General features: G+C 34.0%; 18 protein-coding genes. All 18 read left to right on the top strand.

The features are described 5' to 3' along the window. Positions 1-2: 2 nt before the first annotated feature. The 18 genes from ACTIEI_RS13760 (at position 3) to ACTIEI_RS13675 (ending at position 21,229) form a co-directional block, all read left to right on the top strand. Entirely contained in the window at positions 3-737 is a 735-nt protein-coding gene (locus tag ACTIEI_RS13760; protein WP_439506872.1) for a glycosyltransferase family 2 protein, read from the top strand. 3 nt (positions 738-740) lie between these two features. Further along, entirely contained in the window at positions 741-1,892 is a 1,152-nt protein-coding gene (locus ACTIEI_RS13755) for a glycosyltransferase (RefSeq protein WP_439506871.1), read from the top strand. After that, positions 1,892-2,683 (top strand): glycosyltransferase family 2 protein, encoded by a 792-nt coding sequence (locus ACTIEI_RS13750; protein WP_439506870.1) that lies wholly within the window; start codon positions 1,892-1,894, stop codon positions 2,681-2,683. The genes ACTIEI_RS13755 and ACTIEI_RS13750 overlap by 1 nt, the downstream gene beginning before the upstream one ends. 271 nt (positions 2,684-2,954) lie before the next feature. Then, on the top strand, positions 2,955-4,100 hold the full coding sequence (locus ACTIEI_RS13745) for a pyridoxal phosphate-dependent aminotransferase (protein WP_439506869.1): 1,146 nt from the start codon (positions 2,955-2,957) through the stop codon (positions 4,098-4,100). Next, positions 4,097-4,633, top strand: a complete 537-nt coding sequence (locus ACTIEI_RS13740; RefSeq protein ID WP_439506868.1) for a hypothetical protein — start codon at positions 4,097-4,099, stop codon at positions 4,631-4,633. Before ACTIEI_RS13745 ends, ACTIEI_RS13740 begins: the two co-directional genes overlap by 4 nt. Then, positions 4,626-5,672: an ATP-grasp domain-containing protein gene (locus ACTIEI_RS13735; RefSeq protein ID WP_439506867.1), complete on the top strand. Its 1,047-nt coding sequence runs from the start codon at positions 4,626-4,628 to the stop codon at positions 5,670-5,672. The genes ACTIEI_RS13740 and ACTIEI_RS13735 overlap by 8 nt, the downstream gene beginning before the upstream one ends. Then, positions 5,662-6,786: a glycosyltransferase family 4 protein gene (locus ACTIEI_RS13730; protein WP_439506866.1), complete on the top strand. Its 1,125-nt coding sequence runs from the start codon at positions 5,662-5,664 to the stop codon at positions 6,784-6,786. The genes ACTIEI_RS13735 and ACTIEI_RS13730 overlap by 11 nt, the downstream gene beginning before the upstream one ends. Then, a complete protein-coding gene (locus ACTIEI_RS13725; RefSeq protein ID WP_439506865.1) occupies positions 6,783-7,670 on the top strand; it encodes an NAD-dependent epimerase/dehydratase family protein in 888 nt (295 codons plus the stop codon). Before ACTIEI_RS13730 ends, ACTIEI_RS13725 begins: the two co-directional genes overlap by 4 nt. Next, positions 7,660-8,211: a sugar transferase gene (locus ACTIEI_RS13720; RefSeq protein WP_439506864.1), complete on the top strand. Its 552-nt coding sequence runs from the start codon at positions 7,660-7,662 to the stop codon at positions 8,209-8,211. Before ACTIEI_RS13725 ends, ACTIEI_RS13720 begins: the two co-directional genes overlap by 11 nt. Positions 8,212-8,395: 184 nt before the next feature. Beyond that, positions 8,396-10,348, top strand: a complete 1,953-nt coding sequence (locus tag ACTIEI_RS13715) for a polysaccharide biosynthesis protein (RefSeq protein ID WP_439506863.1) — start codon at positions 8,396-8,398, stop codon at positions 10,346-10,348. 1 nt (position 10,349) lies between these two features. Next, a complete protein-coding gene (locus tag ACTIEI_RS13710) occupies positions 10,350-11,864 on the top strand; it encodes a capsule assembly Wzi family protein (RefSeq protein ID WP_439506862.1) in 1,515 nt (504 codons plus the stop codon). Positions 11,865-11,868: 4 nt separating this feature from the next. Next, the gene (locus tag ACTIEI_RS13705) at positions 11,869-13,530 is read left to right on the top strand and encodes a capsule assembly Wzi family protein (protein ID WP_439506861.1); all 1,662 of its coding nucleotides are present in this window, start codon (positions 11,869-11,871) and stop codon (positions 13,528-13,530) included. A 15-nt stretch (positions 13,531-13,545) separates the two neighbouring features. Continuing rightward, complete coding sequence (locus tag ACTIEI_RS13700) at positions 13,546-15,996, top strand: SLBB domain-containing protein (RefSeq protein ID WP_439506860.1); 2,451 nt, start codon at positions 13,546-13,548, stop codon at positions 15,994-15,996. A gap of 1 nt (position 15,997) precedes the next feature. Then, complete coding sequence (locus ACTIEI_RS13695; protein WP_439506859.1) at positions 15,998-17,032, top strand: Wzz/FepE/Etk N-terminal domain-containing protein; 1,035 nt, start codon at positions 15,998-16,000, stop codon at positions 17,030-17,032. A 15-nt stretch (positions 17,033-17,047) separates the two neighbouring features. Next, positions 17,048-17,950 (top strand): glycosyltransferase family 2 protein, encoded by a 903-nt coding sequence (locus ACTIEI_RS13690; protein WP_439506858.1) that lies wholly within the window; start codon positions 17,048-17,050, stop codon positions 17,948-17,950. Beyond that, positions 17,938-19,221 carry an O-antigen ligase family protein gene (locus ACTIEI_RS13685; protein WP_439506857.1) on the top strand — a complete coding sequence of 428 codons (1,284 nt, stop codon included), beginning with the start codon at positions 17,938-17,940 and terminating at the stop codon, positions 19,219-19,221. The genes ACTIEI_RS13690 and ACTIEI_RS13685 overlap by 13 nt, the downstream gene beginning before the upstream one ends. Positions 19,222-19,223: 2 nt before the next feature. Next, complete coding sequence (locus ACTIEI_RS13680) at positions 19,224-20,444, top strand: glycosyltransferase family 4 protein (RefSeq protein ID WP_439506856.1); 1,221 nt, start codon at positions 19,224-19,226, stop codon at positions 20,442-20,444. Beyond that, on the top strand, positions 20,441-21,229 hold the full coding sequence (locus ACTIEI_RS13675; RefSeq protein ID WP_439506855.1) for a glycosyltransferase family 25 protein: 789 nt from the start codon (positions 20,441-20,443) through the stop codon (positions 21,227-21,229). The genes ACTIEI_RS13680 and ACTIEI_RS13675 overlap by 4 nt, the downstream gene beginning before the upstream one ends. The last annotated feature ends 3 nt before the right edge of the window (positions 21,230-21,232 follow it).

The raw sequence follows: 21,232 nt of genomic DNA, 5'->3' as shown, positions 1-21,232 counted from the left end.
ATATGAAAGTAAGTATAATCATTCCTGTTCAAAGTTTAAAAAAACAGAAAAGTACTAGATTTTTTTATAAATCAATTTTTGGAATAGTTGAAACTATAAATTCCATAACGGTTAATCCACCTAATATTGATTTTGAAATAGTTGTTGTTATTAATGGCAGGAACGATACAGAATTAATTAAATTTATATCTGAAAATAAATCTGTTACTCGCTACGCAATTTTAACTGAAAATGTTGGTGTTGCTAGAGCTTGGAATATTGGTGCACAGATGGCTACTGGACAATTTTTGTGCTTTTGTAATGATGATGTTGAATTTGAAAAAAATTCTTTTGACAAACTTTTGAATATTTTAATTAATGATGAAATGGCTGGTCAAGTTGGACCAGAGGGAGGTATGTGGGAAGGTATCACAAGTGGTAAAAGGGTTGGACTTAGTCATATTGAAGAAGCTGATGAAATAAGCGGTTTCTTTTTTATATTAACAAAAGCTATTTTTATTAAATCAGGTGGTTTTGATATCGAATACACTCCAGCTGGTTGTGAGGAAATTGACATGTCTTTTAAAATAAGACAACTAGGTTATAAATGTTTAGTTGTCCCCAATACTGGTATTAAACATCATGGTCATCATGGTATTAGTCTAAAAAATACCAATATCTCATACTTGGGTATGAATATAAATACACTGGATTTAGACAAACGTAATAAAGAATACTTTTTAAGTAAATGGGGATAAATTATGATTTATTTTGATGCAACAATACCTTATTTATATAATGCTGGGATAAGAAACTTTTTTATAAATTTTATAAAATTATATGGTATTAAAAAATTTAATGAAATAATTACAATAATTACCCCTGAAATTTTTAATGATTTAGATACTTTGAGCGAAGGTAATAACTTACAAATTGAAATTAAACAGTTGCATTATCTGGTTAAGATACCTTTTTTTCATAGAATTCTTTATTATGAATATATTTTTCGTCAATCTTTAAAGCTTAAAAAAAACGATTTTTTATTTTCACCCTATTTCCAGCTACCTTCTTGTTATAAGGGGACTAATATTATAAGTACAATTCATGATACACTTTTCTTTGAAATGTCTCATTTGTATACTGGGAAAGATTTATTGCTTGTTAAATATTATAATAATGCAGCAAAAAAATCAATATCAAATGGTCATAAAATTGTAACAGTTTCTGATTTTACAAAACATTCATTACTTAATATTTTCCCAAATATTGAAGATCGAATTACAGTCATTAAAAATACAATAAGTGGTGATTTTTATAATATGTTAACTTCGCAATACTATGGAAATACTGAAAAATTCAATTATGAATTCGTTTTATATTCAGGTGGTTGGGAAAAAAGGAAAGATGAAAAATTATTAATTAAATCAATAAAATTCTTTATCCAGCATTATAATAAAAGACGTAAACTAAAATTTGTGCTTACTGGTAAAAAAGATTCATTTAAAAAAAGTCTTCTAAATCAATATGGATTTACGAAAAATGAATTAGATTCTGTTGTTTTATATGAAAGATTAACTAAGTCAGAACTTGCTTTGGCATATCAAAAAAGTTTATTTGTAATAAATACAAGTATGTTTGAGGGCTTTGGATTTCCTGTTCTTGAGTCTTTATTAGCCAATAAAAGGATTTTATGCTCTAAAATATTACCTTATACAGAAATAGGGGGTGAGTTCTGCGATTATATTGAATTTAGAGATTTCACTAATCTTGCTTTTCAAATAGCTTGTATGTATGATGAAATTAAAGGTGATATTGGTAATGTTAATTCTAGATTAAGGGAACACGCAGTAAATTTTAACAATCAAAATATAGAGTTAAACTTAAAAAAGATAAACAATTTATTCATTGCGTGATGATTCAAGAAAAAGTTTCAGTAATTATACCTACCTATAATCGAATTAATGAACTTAAACAATGCTTAATTTCTGTCTTAAATCAAGATTATTCAAATATTGAAATAATTGTTGTGTCTGATGGGTACGACTTGAATCTTGATTTTCTATTAAAGCAAGAATTTTTTAATAAGATAAACTATTTTTATACTGATAAGTGGACAGGGACACCCTCTGCAGCAAGGAATCTTGGCTTAGTAAAATCTTCTGCTGATCTTATTGCTTTTTGCGATGATGATGATTTGTGGTTAAATAAAAAATTAACTACACAAATACTTTTTTTGAAAAAGCATAATTTTTCTTTAGTGTCCACTAATGGGTATATTTTTCAAAATACATTACATAATAGTTTGAAATTATTTCTTAAAGGTGATATAAAGATTGAACCACTTAATAATTTGGTCTATAGAAATCAAATAATGACATCCACGGTTTTATTTCGAAAGTCTCACTTTAAAATATCTGAATTTAACAACCTGTTTGATTCTGATTTATTTGTTGGGGAAGATTGGATTGCATGGTTAAAACTTCGTTGTTCAACTAGTGTTCCCTTTGGTTATTTGCCTGAACCATTAATTTATTATCGAATATCAAATAATTCATTGAGTAAAAAATATAATTTCATAAATTTACTTTTGAGCACAAAAAAAGTCATTACTTTATTATATATCAATAATTTTTATTTCGACTGTTTTAAAGCTATATTTTATTTTGCTTTACGATGGGGTAGATATATACTACTTAGAAAATAAATTATGAATAGATTAATTATAATTATGTGATTGATTCTTTTCTCAATTTTATAAGCAAAACAGTGTTTTAGGTATTAACTATTATAACAAACAGTAATTTTTTTAAGTTTTAGAAACCATATTTTCTAGATCATTAACTAATCATGCTCATAATAATCTTTTAATTTCTATTTACTTTATTAATCAATTCTTTATGCGAATACTAGAAATATTTTAGCACTTAAAGTGATTTTGATTTAGAAAATAATATTAATAATTTCAATATATAGATATGAAACAAACAGTAATTGATAAAATTAAACATTTGAAATCGCTTTCAGGAACGCATTCACCAAGTATTGATACTTTGCTAAATGAATGTAAGGAACTCACAATTGATGTTGATGCTTGTTTTCTATCAAATCCTTATGCAACTGAACTTTTCATGCAAAACATGGAAAAAGATTTGATTTCTAAAGGGAAATTAAGAGATGTTTTGGAATATTATCCTCCTCAAAACAGAGATATTGCAAAAACAATTTCAAAAGCAATTAATGTTGATTCTTCAAATATTTTTGTTGGTAATGGTGCTATTGAAATTATTCAAGCTTTAATTCATAATTTTGTTCTAAAAAAGATATGTATTATAATACCGACGTTTTCATCATATTATGAATTCGTTAAGGAGGGAATTGAAGTTGTTTATTATAGGCTATTAAAAGAAAATGATTTTGAATTAGATGCTATAAAATTTGTTGATTTTGTAAATGAGAATAATCCAGATACTGTAGTAATAATAAATCCAAATAATCCCAATGGAGGTTACTTAAGCAAAGATAATTTGGTTTATATACTTGAAAACTTGAGGGAAGTTAAAAACATCATTGTTGATGAAAGCTTTATTCACTTTGCTTACGAAGATTTAGATTTGGGACAAATTACATCCCAAGATCTTATTTATAATTTCCCAAATTTAATCATAATTAAAAGTATGTCAAAAGATTTTGGAATTGCAGGACTTCGTGCAGGATATGCCGTTTTGGATGCAACCAAAGTTGAAATACTATTAAAGAATGGTTTTTTGTGGAATATTTCTGGGCTTTCAAATTATTTTTTTAATGTCTATTCAAATCCAGATTTTATTTTGAAGTATAATATTGTTAGAAAGAAATATATAATGAACACATTAATGTTTTTATCTGAATTAAAGCACATTAATAACATAAAGGTTTATCCATCGAAAGCAAATTTTGCATTGATAGAAATATTAAGTGGTCAAAGTTCTTTCGATTTTACAATGGATTTACTTGTGAATTATGGTATTTATGTTAGAGATTGTAATGATAAAATTGGTTTGGATGGACAATTTGTAAGAATTGCTTCTAGAACATTTGAAGAGAATTTAAAAATTATAGAGGCGCTTAAACGAATTGTATGAGAATTAAATTTAAGCTAATTTTTTCTTTTTTTTCTAATCTTTATTTTAAGCTAATTTTTTCTTCTTTCATTAAAAGGAATATAAAGTCTTATGTTGTTATAGATATTGACAACACTATTGCTGATACATGGAAAGTCTTATATAAATTGAAAGGTTATAAATCTTACGAATTAATACCAACTTTAAATGGCACCATTCGAGAAATAAAAGATAAGTATGATGGTATGCCTAAGATTTTTCTTAGTAACCGCAATATTTTTACTTACTCAGCAACCTCTAATTGGCTTTTAAAACATAAATTGATAGACGAAGGAAAGGATTTGCTGATATTAACTTCATTTCCTGAGCAAAAGCTTTATTATTTGAATAAGTTAGTAAGAAATAATTCAGAAGTGTTTTATTATGATGATCTCAGTTATAATCATGAAAATGGGAAAGTCGAGTTTTATGATCATATCATTACTAAGGTAAAAAAAATTGATTTAAAATATTTTGATTATTCATATATTGTTAATTTAAATTCAAATGATTAAACAAGGGGTTAAGAGATTTTATAGATTGATAATTGCTTTATCAAGAACCCCATTTGCAGATTATTTTAAAAAGTATGAAAAAAATTCTGTGAATGTGGTCTGGATAATGGGATTTAGTATTCGTTATGTTTTTACTACTTCTGTTTTATGGGATTTGGCATCTATTTGTGCGCTTATTAAATCTGGTAAAACATATTCATTATGTATTAATAAAAATATAAGGGGCATTAGAGGTAAGAATATTTATTATACATTACATTCAAAGTATAATATTTTTGGTTTTGACAATTATGTCTCAATTTTTGAATATCTCCTAAAAGAAATTAGTGAAAACGATAATAGATTGTTTCCTAGTTTGTCACAATCCAGATTTTGGGAAAACAAAGCGTTTATGCATAGGAAGTTTGATGAAGTTGGTATACCTACTCCCAAAACTTTAATTGTCACAAAAAGATTTTTAGAGACTAATGAAATTGATTTTGATTTTCCGTTTATAATTAAGTTGATTCATTCGTATGAATCTAAAGGCATATTTAAAATTAAAAGTTCTATTGATTTAAATAATTTCCTAGCAAGCATGCTTAATGTGAATGAAGAATTTTTAATTCAAGAGATTCTGAATATGCGTAAGGATATTAGAGTTATTTTCGTTAATAATCGAATAGAACTTTTTTATTGGAGAATCAATAACTCTAATGAATGGAGGCCAACTGCTACTAGTAAGGGAAATTCAGTTGATTTCCATACATTTCCTGAGTTTCATCGCAAAACAATTGAAAATTATTCAAAAAAATTAGGGTTAAGTATTGGTGCTTTTGACATTGCCTGGCAAGATGATGACTTAAAAACAACACCAATTGTATTGGAAGTAAGTCCAGTTTTCTCACCTAATCCTAAAACTGACAATAATTATTACCTTGAGAATTATGGCGAGTTTAAAAAGAAGATAAGTTTTAGTGGGTATGATTATTTATATGTCAAAGAAATATTTCGCCTAAAATATATTCATATTTTGAATTTGTTCAATAATGAAAAATAAATCTATTCTATATGTTGTCAACGTAGATTGGTTTTTTATATCTCATAGATTAGTTATAGCTGAAGAGGCCAGAAAAAATGGGTTTGAAGTAATTGTTGCTGCAGAAGATACAGGTAGATCTCAGGAAATAATTAATAAGGGAATTCGTTTCATTAATTTATCTTTTTCTCGTTCAGGCACAAACCCATTTAAGGAATTCAATACATTGCTTAAGTTTTATAAAATTTATTCTAAACTCAAGCCCGATATAGTACATCACATTACTTTAAAGCCAGTAATTTATGGGTCAATAATAGCAAAGCTTTTGAATCTTAAGAGTGTAATTAATGCAGTTAGTGGACTAGGTTATAATTTTACTGAGGGGCGAATAAATTTAATTTCTAAAATCATGTTGCAATTAATGAAATATGGTTTTAGAAATAAGTTACATGTTATTTTTCAAAATAAGAATGATTTTCAGGAATTATCGGAATTGCAAGTATTATCTCCTAATAACAGAATTTATTATATAAAAGGATCTGGGGTTGATTTACAACAATTTTATACAACTTACTTACCTAGTTTTGATAAAATAAAAATAGTCCTACCTAGTAGAATGCTTTGGGATAAGGGAGTAAAGGAATTCTATGAAGCAGCAAATTTATTAAGAGCAAAATATTTTGATAAAATTGAATTTGTTTTGGCAGGCATGGCAGATGAAGATAACAGAGCAGGTTTGCCTGCAAGTATATTAGAACAATGGGAAGACGGTTGCTATTTTAAGTGGGTGGGTCATCAAAAAGATATTTTTACACTGTACAAAAATTTTCATATTGTAGTTTTACCATCATATAGAGAAGGAATGCCTAAAACGCTTATTGAAGCGTGTGCCATGGGGAGAGCATTAATAACAACTGATGCAATAGGTTGTAGGGAATGTGTTGATGAGGGTATTAATGGTTTTAAAGTACCTATAAAGGACTCTCAAAGCTTAGCAAATGCAATTCAATTCCTGGTTGAAAATCCAAATAGAATTATTGAAATGGGAATAGCGTCACGTGCAAAAGCAGAAAAAGAATTTGATGTTAATTCCGTTATTAAAACTCATTTAGAGATATATAATAGTTGCATATGATTTTTTTAACTGGTTCAACAGGTTTCGTAGGGGCTTCAATTATAAGTTTCTTTGGTGCCGAGAGTATATTAAAGCTTAAAAAGGGGGATGATTTAAATATTGAAATGGCATCAACAATCATTCATTTAGCTGGAAAAGCACACGACCTAAAAAAAACATCAAATTCAGATCAATATTATAAAGTTAATACCGAATTAACAAAAAAGGTATTTGATGCCTTTCTTGAATCTGATGCTAAAATATTCATTACTTTGAGCTCAGTTAAGGCAGTTGCTGACGATTTAGTGGGAACTTTAACAGAAGAACACAAACCCAATCCAATTACTCATTACGGGAAGAGTAAATTATTAGCAGAGAAGTATATTTTATCAAAAGAAATTCCTAGTGGTAAACGGGTTTATATTTTAAGACCTTGTATGATACATGGCCCTGGTAATAAGGGTAATTTGAATTTACTCTATAGTATCGTTTCCAAAGGTCTTCCTTGGCCGTTGGGTGCTTTTGACAATAGACGTTCTTTGTGTAGTATTGATAATCTTATTTTCATCATTAAAGAATTAATTGAACGTGAAGATATTCCATCAGGAGTGTATAATGTAGCAGATGATGAACCAATTTCTACAAATGATATTATTTCGATAATGGCTGAATCACAAAATAGAAAATCTAAAATCTGGAAAGCCCCTAAAGGGTTAATCAAATTCCTTGCTAAATTGGGAGATTTATTTAGATTACCACTTACAACAGAAAGGCTTAATAAGCTAACGGAATCCTATGTGGTTAGTAATCGAAAGATAAAACATGCCATAGGTAAAGACTTCCCAGTTTCTATTAAATATGGGTTATTAAAAACATTTAGATCTTTTCAAACAAATGTTCAATAGACTTTTTGCGCTATTTCTTTTATTAGTCCTTTCGCCATTATTTTTAATTGTTGCTCTCTCTATTTTTCTAGAGGATGGGATTCCAATTTTTTTCATTCAGAAAAGGGTTGGGATAAATTACACCTTATTCAATATCTATAAATTTAGAAGTATGAAAAAGAATACTCCAAATATTGCCACTCATTTGTTGGAAAACCCAGAACAATATTTATTGAAAATTGGGGGTATATTACGGAAATTAAGTTTAGATGAATTACCTAATTTGATTAATATTTTAAAGGGTGAAATGGTGTTTGTTGGACCGAGGCCAGCTTTATACAATCAAGATGATTTGATGACATTAAGAGTTGCTGCAGGTGTTGATAAATTGAAGCCAGGAATAACCGGCTGGGCGCAGATAAATGGAAGAGATGATATTTCTCTAGAAAAAAAAGTTCAACTTGAAAAGGAGTATCTAAATAAAAAAACAACTCTTTTTGATTTTCAAATTATCTTAAAGACTTTTACTAATGTATTGTTTAGTAAAGGAGTGAGTCATTAACTTTTTTTCAATTAGAATATTTTTCTCTTTGTCTAGTTTTTTTGTAGAAAATAATTGCTAGTTGAGTCTACTCCAACGAAATTAGTTATTATATTATCATAATTCTTATTATAATTACTACACTTTAGTAACTAAATCTATAGTACTTTTATACATCTATTGAATTTTCAACTACTCGAATTAAATGCTTAAATCATATAAACTCAGAAAAATCAAGAATTTATCGATTATACCTAGATGGGTTATTTTTATACTCGATATGATTGTAAGTTCATTTTGTTTTTTACTAGCATATCTTATTAAAAGTGACTTTGATTTCAATATTTTTCGTCAAACACTTATTGCCCAGAATTTATTGATTTTATTGGCTTTCAATATCTCACTTTTTTCACTATTTAAGGTATATGCGGGAATTATACGTTTTACTGGTTTACAAGATACACTTAGAATATTTTTAGTTGTTTTTTTTGCAAATGTTGGATATTATTTATTAAGTCTATTTCTTTTGGAGTTGTCGAATTTGAGGTTAATACCTGCATCTGTATTAATAATCAATACGTTACTTTCTTTTGTTGCACTAAGTTCTTATAGAGTTGTTATAAAATATTTCTTTTCATTTATCACAACGATTAATGTTACCAAAAAGAGAGTTGCAATATTTGGGGCAGGTGATGTTGGAATTTCAACAAAACGTGCATTGGAGCATGATATGACAGCTAACATTCAGATGGTGCTTTTTTTAGAAGATGATCAGCGTAAGGTTGGTAAAAATATTGATGGTATTAAAATTTGCTCTTCGTCACAATTAGAAATTTTATTGAAACAATATTTAATTGATGAGTTGATAATAGCAACTACCAAATTGCCATCTAGGCGAAAAAATGTGATTGTTGATTTTTGTTTGGATAATAAGATTGAAGTATTTACGGTACCTCCTTTAAAGAATTGGATTAATGGTCAATTAAGTACCAAGCAGTTACAAAATATAAAGATTGAAGATTTATTAGAACGCGAGCAAATTAAAATTTACAATGAAATCTTATTTAAACAACTAAATAACAAGACGGTTTTTGTAACTGGTGCCGCAGGTTCTATCGGGAGTGAAATTGTGAGACAGTTATTACAGTATAAACCTAAATGTATTGTTTTAAATGATCAAGCGGAAACCCCTTTACATGACCTAAAACTAGAATTGGAAGAACTTTCCTGTAAGCGATATAAATTGGCTTTGGGGGATGTTCGTAATGAATTATTTGTCGAGAAAATATTTCAAGAATTTAAACCACATTTTGTTTATCATGCCGCCGCCTACAAGCATGTTCCTATGATGGAGGATAGCCCATTAGAAGCGATTTGTACCAATGTCGGGGGGACAAAACTATTAGCGGATTTATCCATCAAATATGGGGTGGAGCGTTTTGTCATGATTTCTACCGATAAAGCAGTGAATCCGACAAATGTAATGGGGGCATCTAAGCGTATTGCCGAAATGTATGTTCAATCACTTTATCAAAATCAAGAGATTCAATTTCAACATAATCTATCTACTAAGAGAACCAAATTTATTACAACCCGTTTTGGTAATGTATTGGGTTCTAATGGTTCTGTGATTCCTAGATTCAAAAAGCAAATTGAGGCTGGAGGCCCTGTTACTGTAACCCACCCAGATATTACCCGTTATTTCATGACTATTCCTGAAGCCTGTCAATTGGTGTTAGAAGCAGGTTCAATGGGCAATGGGGGTGAAATTTTCGTGTTTGATATGGGGCAACCAGTTAAAATTGCAGACCTAGCTAGGAAAATGATAAAGCTTTCTGGATTAGAGCCTGAAGAAGATATCAAGATTGAGTATTCTGGTTTACGTCCTGGTGAGAAATTATATGAAGAGTTGTTAAACAATGCAGAAAATACACTGAACACTTACCACGAGAAAATTCTAATTGCTAAAACTCGTACCATTGAATACTCAAGCTTATCTATTCAAATTGATAGGTTGATTGGACCAGCAAAGAGGCAAGAATCAGTGACTAATTTAGTAAAAGCTATGAAAGAGTTAGTACCTGAATTCATTAGTAATAATTCAGAATTTGAACAGCTGGATGTACCTAAAACTGCTGCGGTAGTAAACATGAAATAATATGAGGATAGAAAGCCTATTTTTTTTCTTACTTTGCAGTTTTAGCACTGATGCTCAATCTGTTCCTTTAGATCAAGCTCAATGGCTTCGTATTCAACAATTAAAAGGTAAATCGAACCCATCTATCTCTTATTCTGTTAGATCCTTAAATCAATCAGATTCAAGCAAGATATTCAAAGTAACTGTTTTGCCTGTTAATGTCACAGGAAAATTTAATAGCCATAGTCCTTACGGATGGAACGATGCAGGAATGATTATGGCCAAGGGGTTGCAAACCATGGTATCGGCTGGTGTTTATGCAAAATGGGGGCCATTAAGTATTCAATTACAGCCTGAATTTTATTATGCTGCTAATTCGCCCTATCCAACAACCGTTGGTTATGGATACAATACCGGAAAATCATTTCAAAAAACTTACCTTGGTCAATCTGCTATTAAACTTAATTTAGGACCAATTGCTGTGGGAGTTTCTTCTCAAAATAATTGGTGGGGTCCTGGCCAGTTCAGCTCTATCATGATGAGTAATAATGCGCCTGGTTTTAATCATATTACCATCAACAGCAATAAACCAATTAAAACACCTATCGGTCACATTGAATTCCAATTGGTAATGGGCCGATTAAGTGAAGATACCAGTAATGCTTTTGAAAATAATTTCATGCGTCAAGCCGCTGCAAAAAATGAACAACGTTACTTTAACGGAATAATGGCGAGTTATCAACCCAAATGGATACCAGGATTTTTTTTAGGGGTTACCCGTACAGAACAAATTTATTTTTCCAACCAAGCACTTAAATCGGGTTTTGCTTCAAAGTACTTGCCCGTTTTTCTTGCATCAAGTCCAGTTGATAATTTTAATACTTCTTCGATTCCTAGTGATGGTGCATTTAGCTTTTTTACCAGATGGTTATTACCTAAACACCAGGTTGAATTTTATGCTGAATTTGCTTACAACGATTTCAAAAAAAATCTAAGAGATCTCTCAGTAAATACAAGTCATGCATCAGCCTATATTTTGGGATTTAATAAAATTATTAGTAACGAAGTAAATGATATTGATTGGTTAGTAACAGGTGAATTTACTCAGATGGCTCAAACCAGTAGTTATGTGTTAAGAGATGCAGGCAATTTTTACGATCATTACTTTATAACTCAAGGATATACACACCAAAATCAAATAATGGGTGCAGGTAGTGGCATGGGGAATAATGTACAAACGATACAATTAAAGAGAATTTCTGGTAAAAATTTTATTGGCATTAAGCTTCAAAATATTAAACAAAATCCATCTGCTGATTCTGTGATTAGACCACTTTCAGCTGTGAATACAATTGGAACTCGTTCCATTAAATGGAGCGATATCTCCATCGGCTTCCTCGGCTCCAAACAATTCAACCAATGGCGCATTAATGCCGAAATTCAATTGGTCAATCGAAAAAACTACGGTTGGGAAAAAGGTAATGCGTTTAATGTATTTACACAAATAAATGGTCAATACTTCTTTAAAAGAAAATAGCACCATGGGTAAAAAAATATTTTTCATTGCTGGCTCTTTTTTGTTGATGCTCAACCTGAATGCGCAAATAGTGCAATCAGAAATTGACTTATTAGACTATCAGCGAATTGCACAAATTGCGGATTCGAGCAATCAAAACAATTTCTCATACAACCAACGACAATCCAGCATATACTGGCTCAATCATCCCGATTACCAAATAAAAAATAGCAGAAAGCCTCAATTTCATTTTTTACATACTACCTACCAACAGCAATACAATAGTAAAATAGCCACCAGCGCAAACGATGGTTCATTTATTCCTGCATTGGGTATGCAACACCGTTTATCGGTAGGAGCATTGTTTCGTTTTAAAAACTTGAGTATTCAATTGCAGCCAGAATTCATTCAAGCTGCCAATACTGCCCCACAACCTTTTACAGGCAACCCCTTCGATGGCAACTATTTTTCTAGGTACTATATGTACCACTTGAATAAAATAGACAACCTCATGCAATTTGGTACAGCACCTATTTCAAAATTTTTTCCAGGTCAATCCAGTATAAGATTCAATGCTCATAATCTAAGCATTGGTGTATCTACCGAAACTCTTTGGTGGGGGCCGGCTCGTAAAAATAGTTTGGTTATGACCAATAATGCACCAGGTTTTTTACACGGCACTTTGCAATCCCTAAAACCCATTGAAACGCCATTCGGAAATGTTGAATTTCAAGTGTTGTATGGGGGCTTATTGCAAACCCCTTTTGAGCCCCAAGACCATGCCATCATGCGAAATATTTGGACGGGGGGGATGGCTGTTAAATCAACGAATGAGCGCCGAATGATTGGCTACCAATTCAGCATTAGCCCCAAGGGAATGGAGAACTTTTTTATTGGCATAACGGGGGCACGTTATTTCTACACCGATTCTGCCAATATTCAATCTAGCGATATCGTTCATTCTTACGAAAATAAATTAAGCAATGCATCTTTGGGTGCTTTGTTTGTTCGCTATAAAATGCCCAAAGCCCTAGCCGAAGTATATGCAGAATATGGTAGGGCCAATCGCTTAGCCATGCCCTGGAACCTAATCGGAGATACCATTCCAACAGGTTATACCATTGGATTTAGAAAAGGATTTGAAAGTACCCGCAAAGGCCATCTCTGGTTATCTGCCGAAATTACCCAATTACAATTACCCGATGCGACCTTGATTTTTGATGAATCTGGTCCTAGTTCTACTCCCAAAACCAATTCATGGTATACCCATCCCTATATTACCCAAGGCTATACTAATTGGGGGCAATCTATGGGGGCTGCAATGGGGCCAGGAAGTAATAGCTTATTTGTGGAATTGGCTTGGATTAATGGGCTCAAAAAAATTGGACTATCGGTTGAGCGCATTGCCAACAACAACGATTTTGCCATTTATAATTATTACAGTGGCACTCCTGGATTTGGGTTGCCTGATCGCTATTGGATCAATCACCATCTTTCTTTAAACGCCCAAGCCAATTTTGGGAATTGGTTAATTTCGGGCGCTGTAACTTCTACCAAAGCATTGAATTACCGTTGGGTTAATTTGTCTGGTACATTCTCCCAGGGCTCCCCCGATTCTGATCGCAGCAGCATTCGCGCCCAAGTTTCCTTGATTTACTTTTTCAAAAAGCCTACTTTTACCCCTTAAACAATTTCCTATTTGATGAAAAGATTTTTGTTGTGTTTGATGCTATTACTTGGTGCTTTTCAATATAGGGTAGTGGCTCAAAATTTGCCCATTAATATTGAAACCCTCACCGATCAGCAGATTATGGGATTGATGACGCAATACCAGTTGGTGGGTTTGTCCGAATTGGAACTAGAAATGAAAGCCCGTGAAAAAGGCCTCAGCATGGACCAGATTAATCAGCTCAAGAAGCGCATGGCTTTGATGGATTTTTCTACGGTAAAAGAAATGGGCATGGGCGCTGGCAAGTCTTTATCGAACGAAGAAAACTTTATGCCGCGTAACCGCATTAAAACCCGCTCTGTTGCCAGCTATTACCGTGATACGACCCAGAAATATTTCCCCTTTGGTTACGAAATTTTTGAGAATGAAGAACTCAGCTTCGAACCCAATATCAATATTGCTACCCCTCAGAACTATATTATTGGGGCCAATGATCAATTAAGCATCGACGTTTTTGGTATCTCTGATAACACCAAAAAACTAACGGTTTCTGCAGATGGAGTCATCCGTTATCCCAATTATGGTCCTATTAAAGTGGCGGGTCTCAACATTGAAGATGCTAAGGCAAAAATTAAAGCCTCCCTTACAAAAATTTATCCCGGTATTGCAAGTGGTTCGGTGAATGTGCAAGTAGCGTTAACTAAGCTTCGCAGTATTCGTGTAACCCTTATAGGGGAAGTATATCGCCCCGGTAATTTTGAATTATCTTCTTTATCTACCATCATGAATGCTTTATATGCTTCGGGTGGTCCCAATAAAATAGGATCTTTTAGAGATATTGAATTGGTACGTAATGGTAAAACAGTTGCTCATTTTGACCTCTATAATTTTTTATTAAAATCAGACTTGACCAAAAATCTATTATTGGCCGATGGGGATGTGATCCGCATTAGCCCTTATACGCGCAGGATTATTTTAACGGGTGCGGTTAAAAAGCAGGCTTTATTTGATGTAAAAGACAATGAAACCGCTGCCGATATTATTCAATATGCAGGCGGCTTTGCTGATCATGCTTTAAAAGAATGGATCAGGGTCTATAGAATGGGGCAACGCACTAAAGAAATAGTGAGTGTTCCTTATTCCCAATTAAATCAATTTAAACTTAATTCGGGTGATACCTTAGTAATCGATTCTTTGGCAAATACCTATGCCAATCGAGTGATGATTGGGGGGGCTGTTTATTATGGTGGTGCATACAGCATTGCGCAGATTCCTACCTTAAAAGCATTACTCGAAATTGCCAAACCTCGGGAAGATGTTTTTGTGGAAAGAGGCATCATCAAGAGATTAAAAAAAGATTTTACCCCTGAAATTATTTCCTTCAACGTAAATGATATTGTAGCAGGTAAAAATAATATTGATTTGCAACGCGAAGACTCGGTGCAATTATTTCGCATCAATGAATTGCGCGAAAAATTTTATGTCACCATCAATGGTGAAGTAAATAAACCCGGCACCATTGCTTTTGCAGAAAATACCCGTGTACAAGATTTAGTATTGATGGCAGGGGGGTATAGAGATGGGGCTTCTTTGCAACGCATTGAAGTGTCTCGTCGTATAAGACAACAAGGGGCTAGTAAAGATTCTGCTTTGTATTCGGTAATTAAAACGATTGATCTTAGTAGTGCCAAAAACCAAGACCTCGATTTTGTATTGCAACCATTCGATATGGTGTCGGTTCGTAAATCTCCTTTGTACAAAGAACAAATTAATGTAGGCATCGAAGGGGAAATTGTTTTCCCGGGTAATTATACTTTGTCGGGCAATACCGAAAGAATTTCTGATTTAGTAAAAAGAGCTGGTGGGCTAAAGCAAAATGGATTTGCAGGTGGCGCGCTCTTAATTAGAAAAACGTATCGCGATATTTCTGAAACGGATGCTACACTAATCAGCAATAAAACCAATTTAATTAACCGCCAAAGCGGGATCAACACTGGTTCTAACGGTGCAGCAGACTCAACGGCATTGGCCGCTGCTAATAAAGAGCAAAAGCCCGTAGGTATTAGGCTGGATGAAATTTTAGCCAACCCTGGTTCGGCAGAAGACCTGTTTTTATTAGAAGGCGATATCTTAAAAATTCCGCGTCAACTGCAAACCATTCAAACCTTTGGTGCGGTGAATGTGCCCAAACAAATTGTGTACTACGAGGGTATTCGTTTTAAAGATGCATTGCGCGAAAGTGGTCGTTTTAGTATGAACGCTTCTCGCAAAAATTCCTACGTGATTTATCCCAACGGACAAGTGCGTAAAACGCGCAATTTCTTATTTGTACGTTTTTATCCTGCTATAAAACCAGGTACCGAAATATATGTGCCTGCACAAAAACCCAAGGGTAAATTGTCTACTGGAGAAGTGATTGGCGTAGTATCTAGCTTAACTTCTTTGGTGAGTATTTTAGTTTTATTGATTAATTCGCAGAAATAAGATGATGAAGAATCAACCAACCACGGTTGCATTAAGCCAGTTTTTAGCAGAGGCAAAAGCAATGGGCCAATATTGGTGGAATATGCGTAAGCTAATCGTCTTGGCATTATTGCTAGTAAATGGCGTGGCCGCTTTATATTCTTTTTTGCAAAAGCAACAATACGAGGCCGAAGTAAGTTTTATTCTAGAAGAAAAATCTGCTGGTGGGGGTGGTAGTTTATCGGGCCTAGCTTCTCAATTTGGTATTGACCTAGGCGGTCTTGGTGCGGGCGGTAGTATTTTTTCGGGCGATAATATTTTAGACATTTTACGTTCTAGGCATATTGTAGAAAAAGTATTGCTCTCTAAAATAGACAGCAGCAAGGGCGTATCTAGTGAAACATTGGCCGATTTATACCTTCCGCAATTGCGTAAAAAAGTTCCCGCCGTTTCGTACAATAATGTGGTTTATCCTAAACCCATGACGCGCTTGCAAGACTCTGTTTTGTATTTTATCTTCGATCAAATTGTTCAGAAAAATTTAGTGGTAGATCGTGTAAATAAAAAAGGGTCCATCATTAAAGCCACGGTAGTAACCGAGTCGGAAACATTTTCTAAAATATTTTCAGATCGTTTGGTACACGAAACCATTCAATTATACGTAGATCAGAAAACCAGTTTAAGTAATCGCAATATTGCCCGCTTAGAAAAAAGAGCCGATTCATTATTGCGCATCCTGAATAATAAGTCTTACCAATCTGCTAGCTTACAAATACTCGATGCCAATACCGCTTTTAGGTCTACTGCAGTGCCTGTTGAATTATCGCAGCGCGAAAAAACCATCAGCTTTGCTTTGTATTCTGAAGTAGTTAAAAACTTAGAAGCTTCTCGCATGAGTCTGGCTTCTCAAACGCCCATCATCAATATGTTAGATACGGCTAAGTATCCACTCTTGAATCGCAAGAAATCAATCGTATTGATTTTAGCAGCCGCTTCTGCGCTGGTCGTTTTCTTTTCTGTAGTAATCGCTTTCTTCTTTTATCCTTCCAAAAAATAACCCTTAATAGAAGGTATGGAAGTAAGCTTCATTTTAGTGAATTACAATACCAATGCTTTATTACTGAAAGCGATTGGAGCTATTTATCAATTCACAGATGCTGCCCTGTCTTTTGAAGTGTTGGTAGTAGACAACGCGTCTAAAGAAAGCCCTGCAACTTTACTTGCACAGCAATTTCCCCAAGTCATTTTCATACAATCGCCTGCCAATAAAGGTTTTGGAGCGGCCAATAATTTGGCCATGCAAAAAGCCAAAGGAAATTATTTTTTCTTTTTAAATCCAGATGCTTTTTTATTGTCGGATGCCGCTTCCTTTTTTGTCAATAAAATGAAGGATTCTGCATACAGTAATATGGCTTTTTGTTCTGGAGAATTACTGAATCAAGCGCAACAGCCCAATCATTGTTTTGGTAATTTTCCTAGTTTATTCAGTGGTATTTCTGCATGTGGGTTAATGCTTTTTTACGTTAGTTATTTTCGAAAACACCTAGCATTAGGTGTCGCCAATTACGATCCATTACCCAAAAAAGTAGATTATGTTTCTGGTGCTGCTTTTATGGTTCGTGCCGAACTCGTTAAAATATACGGTGGTTTTGATGAAGCTTTCTTTTTGTATTTTGAAGAAACCGAATGGGCTTATCGTTTGCAACAAAAAGGCTATTACTCCATGATTTTTCCTGATGTAAAAATTATTCATATCGAAGGGGGATCTACCGAAGCAGGCACCAATACTGTTTTTAATCAACGCACGTTTCAATTATATGCAGAGAGCAGACAATTGTTTTACAAAAAAACCAAGGGTGCTTTTTTTGCTGCCATCATGAAACCTTTAGATATGCTGCAAGATTTATTGCGCAGCATCTATCATAAAGAAGGGAATTTATTCTTCACCAAACTAGCCATTTTATGGAAGGCCTAGCCCTTTATAGATATTGGTTTGTGTTGGTGTATGGATGTTATCTCTACTTTAATAAAGGCATTGCCTATACCTATTTAACCGAGATTACTTGGGCAGTGGGTATCTTGTTGTTTCTCCGTCATTTTAAATCCCTAAAAATAGCATGGGGTAAAGTACTGGGCGTGTTAATGTTTTTATTGCTCGTGAATTTTATTCAAATGCTTAGGGGCGCTGCTACTTTTTCTTTGTTGGATGTAATACGAGATAGCTTTATTTTAAATTATGGCTGTTTTATTTTCATTGTGTTTTTATTTTGGAAAGAGCGCCATCAATTGTTGGCGCAGATAACAGAACTCTATCGATATTTCCCCATTATTCTTGCAACAACTTATTTAATCAGAACCCTATTCCCAGATATCATGCAATGGGAACTCGTGGGCGATATTCCTTTTTTATTGTACAAGAATGGAGACATGGCTGTGCATTTATTAATTGCGGTAATGTTGATTTTGACGGGTAAATTAACCTGGGAAAATCCGCGTGTGGCCATCTTCAATTATATCTTATTATTCTATTTGTTTTTGATTGCTGCCACTTATAATCGAGGCGGCACATTGGCTTTTTTAGTGACCCTTAGTTTTTTTGTATATCGCTCTAGGCGTACCGAATGGTTCGATAAAATCAAAACCTATTTCAAGTATATCCCTTTAGTCATTGCGCTTGCGATTCCTTTGTATTTGTCTACTAAAATAAAAGTAGAAGACAAAGAATACGGCAGGCAAATTGGGCTTTCTCAGTTAAGGGATAATATCGTGAGTATTGTGGCCAAAGATGCTGCCAAATCGAATGCTGGCTTAGAGGGCAATGTCACTTGGCGTTTGCTCTGGTGGGGCAATATTATAGACTATACTTTTGCTGGTCCTTATTTTTGGCAAGGCAAGGGCTTGGGCGTGAACTTATCCGTAGACGATGATATCAAAGTGGAAGGAGAGGAACTGCGTTCTCCGCATAATTTTTCGATGACCATTTTAGCAAGGTATGGAGTGCCGATCTTTTTTGTCTGGCTGCTTTTTTTGTTTTTTGTTTTTCAACCCCTCCTGAAAAAAAACTTGCAGGCCAATCAACTCTTATTGGGGTGTGCATTAGCTGCCATTTTTATCAATGCCAGTTTTGATGTGTCTTTAGAAGGCCCCATGATGGCTTTTCCTTTTTGGTCCTTGATGGGCATATACTTAATGGAGCAAGCCGAAGAGCCCCAAGCCGAGGTGTTGCAAGCCGAATCAATTTCTTGACCATGAAAATTCTATTAGTTCATAATCAATATTCAACCACGGGCGGCGAGGATCAAGCCTTAGCTCGTGAAAAAGCAATGTTGATACAGTGGTTGGGAGAAGAGAATGTTTTTGAATACTCGGTGTCGGTAAATGATTATTCTAAATGGCAAATATTGCGTTCCATTTTTTATTCCCGCACACAATACTGCAATGTGTATGATTTAGTGAAGCAGCACCAAATTGATATCGTTCACGTACACAATTATTTTCCCGTACTAACTGCCAGTGTGTTTAAAGCAGCTAAAGCTGCAGGAGCCAAACTGGTGCATACGGTTCACAATTATCGCTGGTGGTGCATTTCAGGTAATTTCTATAGACCAACAGTGGGTATTTGTACATTATGTGTAGACCAAAAAAATTTCTGGAACGGCATCAAACACCGTTGTTATCGAAATTCATTCTTACAAAGTTTAGTAGCCAAATTGGCTTATGCCTATTATAAAAAAATAGGAGTCTTTGAATGGATTGATCAGTTTTGGGTGCTCACGCAGTTTCAATATCAACAGTTAATCAAATTGGGGGTGCCTGCCAACAAATTGCAGCTCAAGCCCAATATGCTTGACCCTGCTACTTTTGACGCGGCTAATTTTGACGTTGCGAATTTTGCCTCACTAGCTACAGGCGCTGCGGCGGAATATCACGCTACGCAGTCCGCAGACCAGCGCAACGGCTTCCTCTATATCGGCCGCCTTGATCCCGAAAAGGGCATTGAATATATTTTATCCGAATGGGTTAAACTATCCGAACAATACCAGTTGACCGTAATTGGTTCGGGCAGTTTAGAAGCCGCTTTAAAAAGGCAATACAATCAACCCAATATAATTTTCACAGGGGCATTGCCTTTTGAGCAAGTGAATCAATACTTGCAAAAAGCGCAATACACATTGCAACCCTCCTTATGGTACGAAACCATGGGGCTTACCATTATAGAATCGATGCAACAGGGAACACCGGTTATTGGCTTCAATATTGGTACCCGCCCAGAATTAATTGAACATGGTAAAACAGGATTTATTTGTACTCCTAATCAATTCATCAGAACCATTCAATTGGCAGCTCATTATCCCGATGAGGATTATGATGCAATGGTCATGAATGCAAGGGCTTTTGCACAAAATTTTGCGCCTGATTTAATCATGGCACAACAATTACATTTGTATGAAAATTTGCTTTCGCAATGACCCTGCAACCCACCAATGAAATTACTTCCGAACAACCAATGATTCGTGCTTGGGTGATTGCAGCAGCACACGAAACGGAAAGGGCTGCACATATTCAATTATTAGCAGCACAATTGCCTGGCCTAGAACAAATGGAAGCCATTTATCCCACTCGCCAAAAAGTTCCCTTTTTATCGCGTTTAATTGCATTAACCCAACAAAGAACAGGAACTGCTTTAAACAAAGGAGAGATTGGCGTGCTATTATCTAATCGAGCCATTTGGAAACGCATTGTAAGAGAAGCCCGCAATGAATCAGAGCATTTTTTAATTCTAGAATCGGACAGTGTGGTCAATGATCTGGTCATGCTCCATCAACAATACTCTTCAGTAGAAAAAGACTACGATTTATTCTTCTGGGGTGCTTGGTTAGGGCATGCACAAATTTTGCGCAGCACTAAAAAAAAGATTCAGTTAAGTACACAACATCCATCTCCCAAGGATACGCCCAATACTTACGCTATTGGCACGCCGTTTTATAAAACCATTTGCAGTGGATACGGGTACAGCCTTAATAAAAAAGCTGCGGCTTATTTATTAAAGCGTTCCAATAAAATAGCTTATCCCGTTGATGAGTTCAAGCGATACGCGAATCCCCATGATTTACGATGGGGAACCATCCTCCCCGAAATTATTTCTCAGGGCAAAGGCACTACTACTATTGGCCATTCCGCCAATCCACTCCTAGAAAAAATATGGATATCCTTGTTAGATATTCGTAATGCCGTAATTTGCTTTTTCAATTAAAGC

The organism is Sediminibacterium sp. (assembly GCF_051860225.1).
Lineage (GTDB): Bacteria > Bacteroidota > Bacteroidia > Chitinophagales > Chitinophagaceae > Sediminibacterium.
This window is presented reverse-complemented; position numbering and strand designations above follow the sequence as displayed.

Coding starts and splice junctions, on each gene's coding strand:
- ACTIEI_RS13690 (WP_439506858.1), top strand. CDS start 17,048: ATGGAAGTAAGCTTCATTTTAGTGAATTACAATACCAATGCTTTATTA.
- ACTIEI_RS13725 (WP_439506865.1), top strand. CDS start 6,783: ATGATTTTTTTAACTGGTTCAACAGGTTTCGTAGGGGCTTCAATTATA.
- ACTIEI_RS13760 (WP_439506872.1), top strand. CDS start 3: ATGAAAGTAAGTATAATCATTCCTGTTCAAAGTTTAAAAAAACAGAAA.
- ACTIEI_RS13745 (WP_439506869.1), top strand. CDS start 2,955: ATGAAACAAACAGTAATTGATAAAATTAAACATTTGAAATCGCTTTCA.
- ACTIEI_RS13750 (WP_439506870.1), top strand. CDS start 1,892: ATGATTCAAGAAAAAGTTTCAGTAATTATACCTACCTATAATCGAATT.
- ACTIEI_RS13740 (WP_439506868.1), top strand. CDS start 4,097: ATGAGAATTAAATTTAAGCTAATTTTTTCTTTTTTTTCTAATCTTTAT.
- ACTIEI_RS13695 (WP_439506859.1), top strand. CDS start 15,998: ATGATGAAGAATCAACCAACCACGGTTGCATTAAGCCAGTTTTTAGCA.
- ACTIEI_RS13720 (WP_439506864.1), top strand. CDS start 7,660: ATGTTCAATAGACTTTTTGCGCTATTTCTTTTATTAGTCCTTTCGCCA.
- ACTIEI_RS13710 (WP_439506862.1), top strand. CDS start 10,350: ATGAGGATAGAAAGCCTATTTTTTTTCTTACTTTGCAGTTTTAGCACT.
- ACTIEI_RS13730 (WP_439506866.1), top strand. CDS start 5,662: ATGAAAAATAAATCTATTCTATATGTTGTCAACGTAGATTGGTTTTTT.
- ACTIEI_RS13685 (WP_439506857.1), top strand. CDS start 17,938: ATGGAAGGCCTAGCCCTTTATAGATATTGGTTTGTGTTGGTGTATGGA.
- ACTIEI_RS13680 (WP_439506856.1), top strand. CDS start 19,224: ATGAAAATTCTATTAGTTCATAATCAATATTCAACCACGGGCGGCGAG.
- ACTIEI_RS13735 (WP_439506867.1), top strand. CDS start 4,626: ATGATTAAACAAGGGGTTAAGAGATTTTATAGATTGATAATTGCTTTA.
- ACTIEI_RS13675 (WP_439506855.1), top strand. CDS start 20,441: ATGACCCTGCAACCCACCAATGAAATTACTTCCGAACAACCAATGATT.
- ACTIEI_RS13700 (WP_439506860.1), top strand. CDS start 13,546: ATGAAAAGATTTTTGTTGTGTTTGATGCTATTACTTGGTGCTTTTCAA.
- ACTIEI_RS13705 (WP_439506861.1), top strand. CDS start 11,869: ATGGGTAAAAAAATATTTTTCATTGCTGGCTCTTTTTTGTTGATGCTC.
- ACTIEI_RS13715 (WP_439506863.1), top strand. CDS start 8,396: ATGCTTAAATCATATAAACTCAGAAAAATCAAGAATTTATCGATTATA.
- ACTIEI_RS13755 (WP_439506871.1), top strand. CDS start 741: ATGATTTATTTTGATGCAACAATACCTTATTTATATAATGCTGGGATA.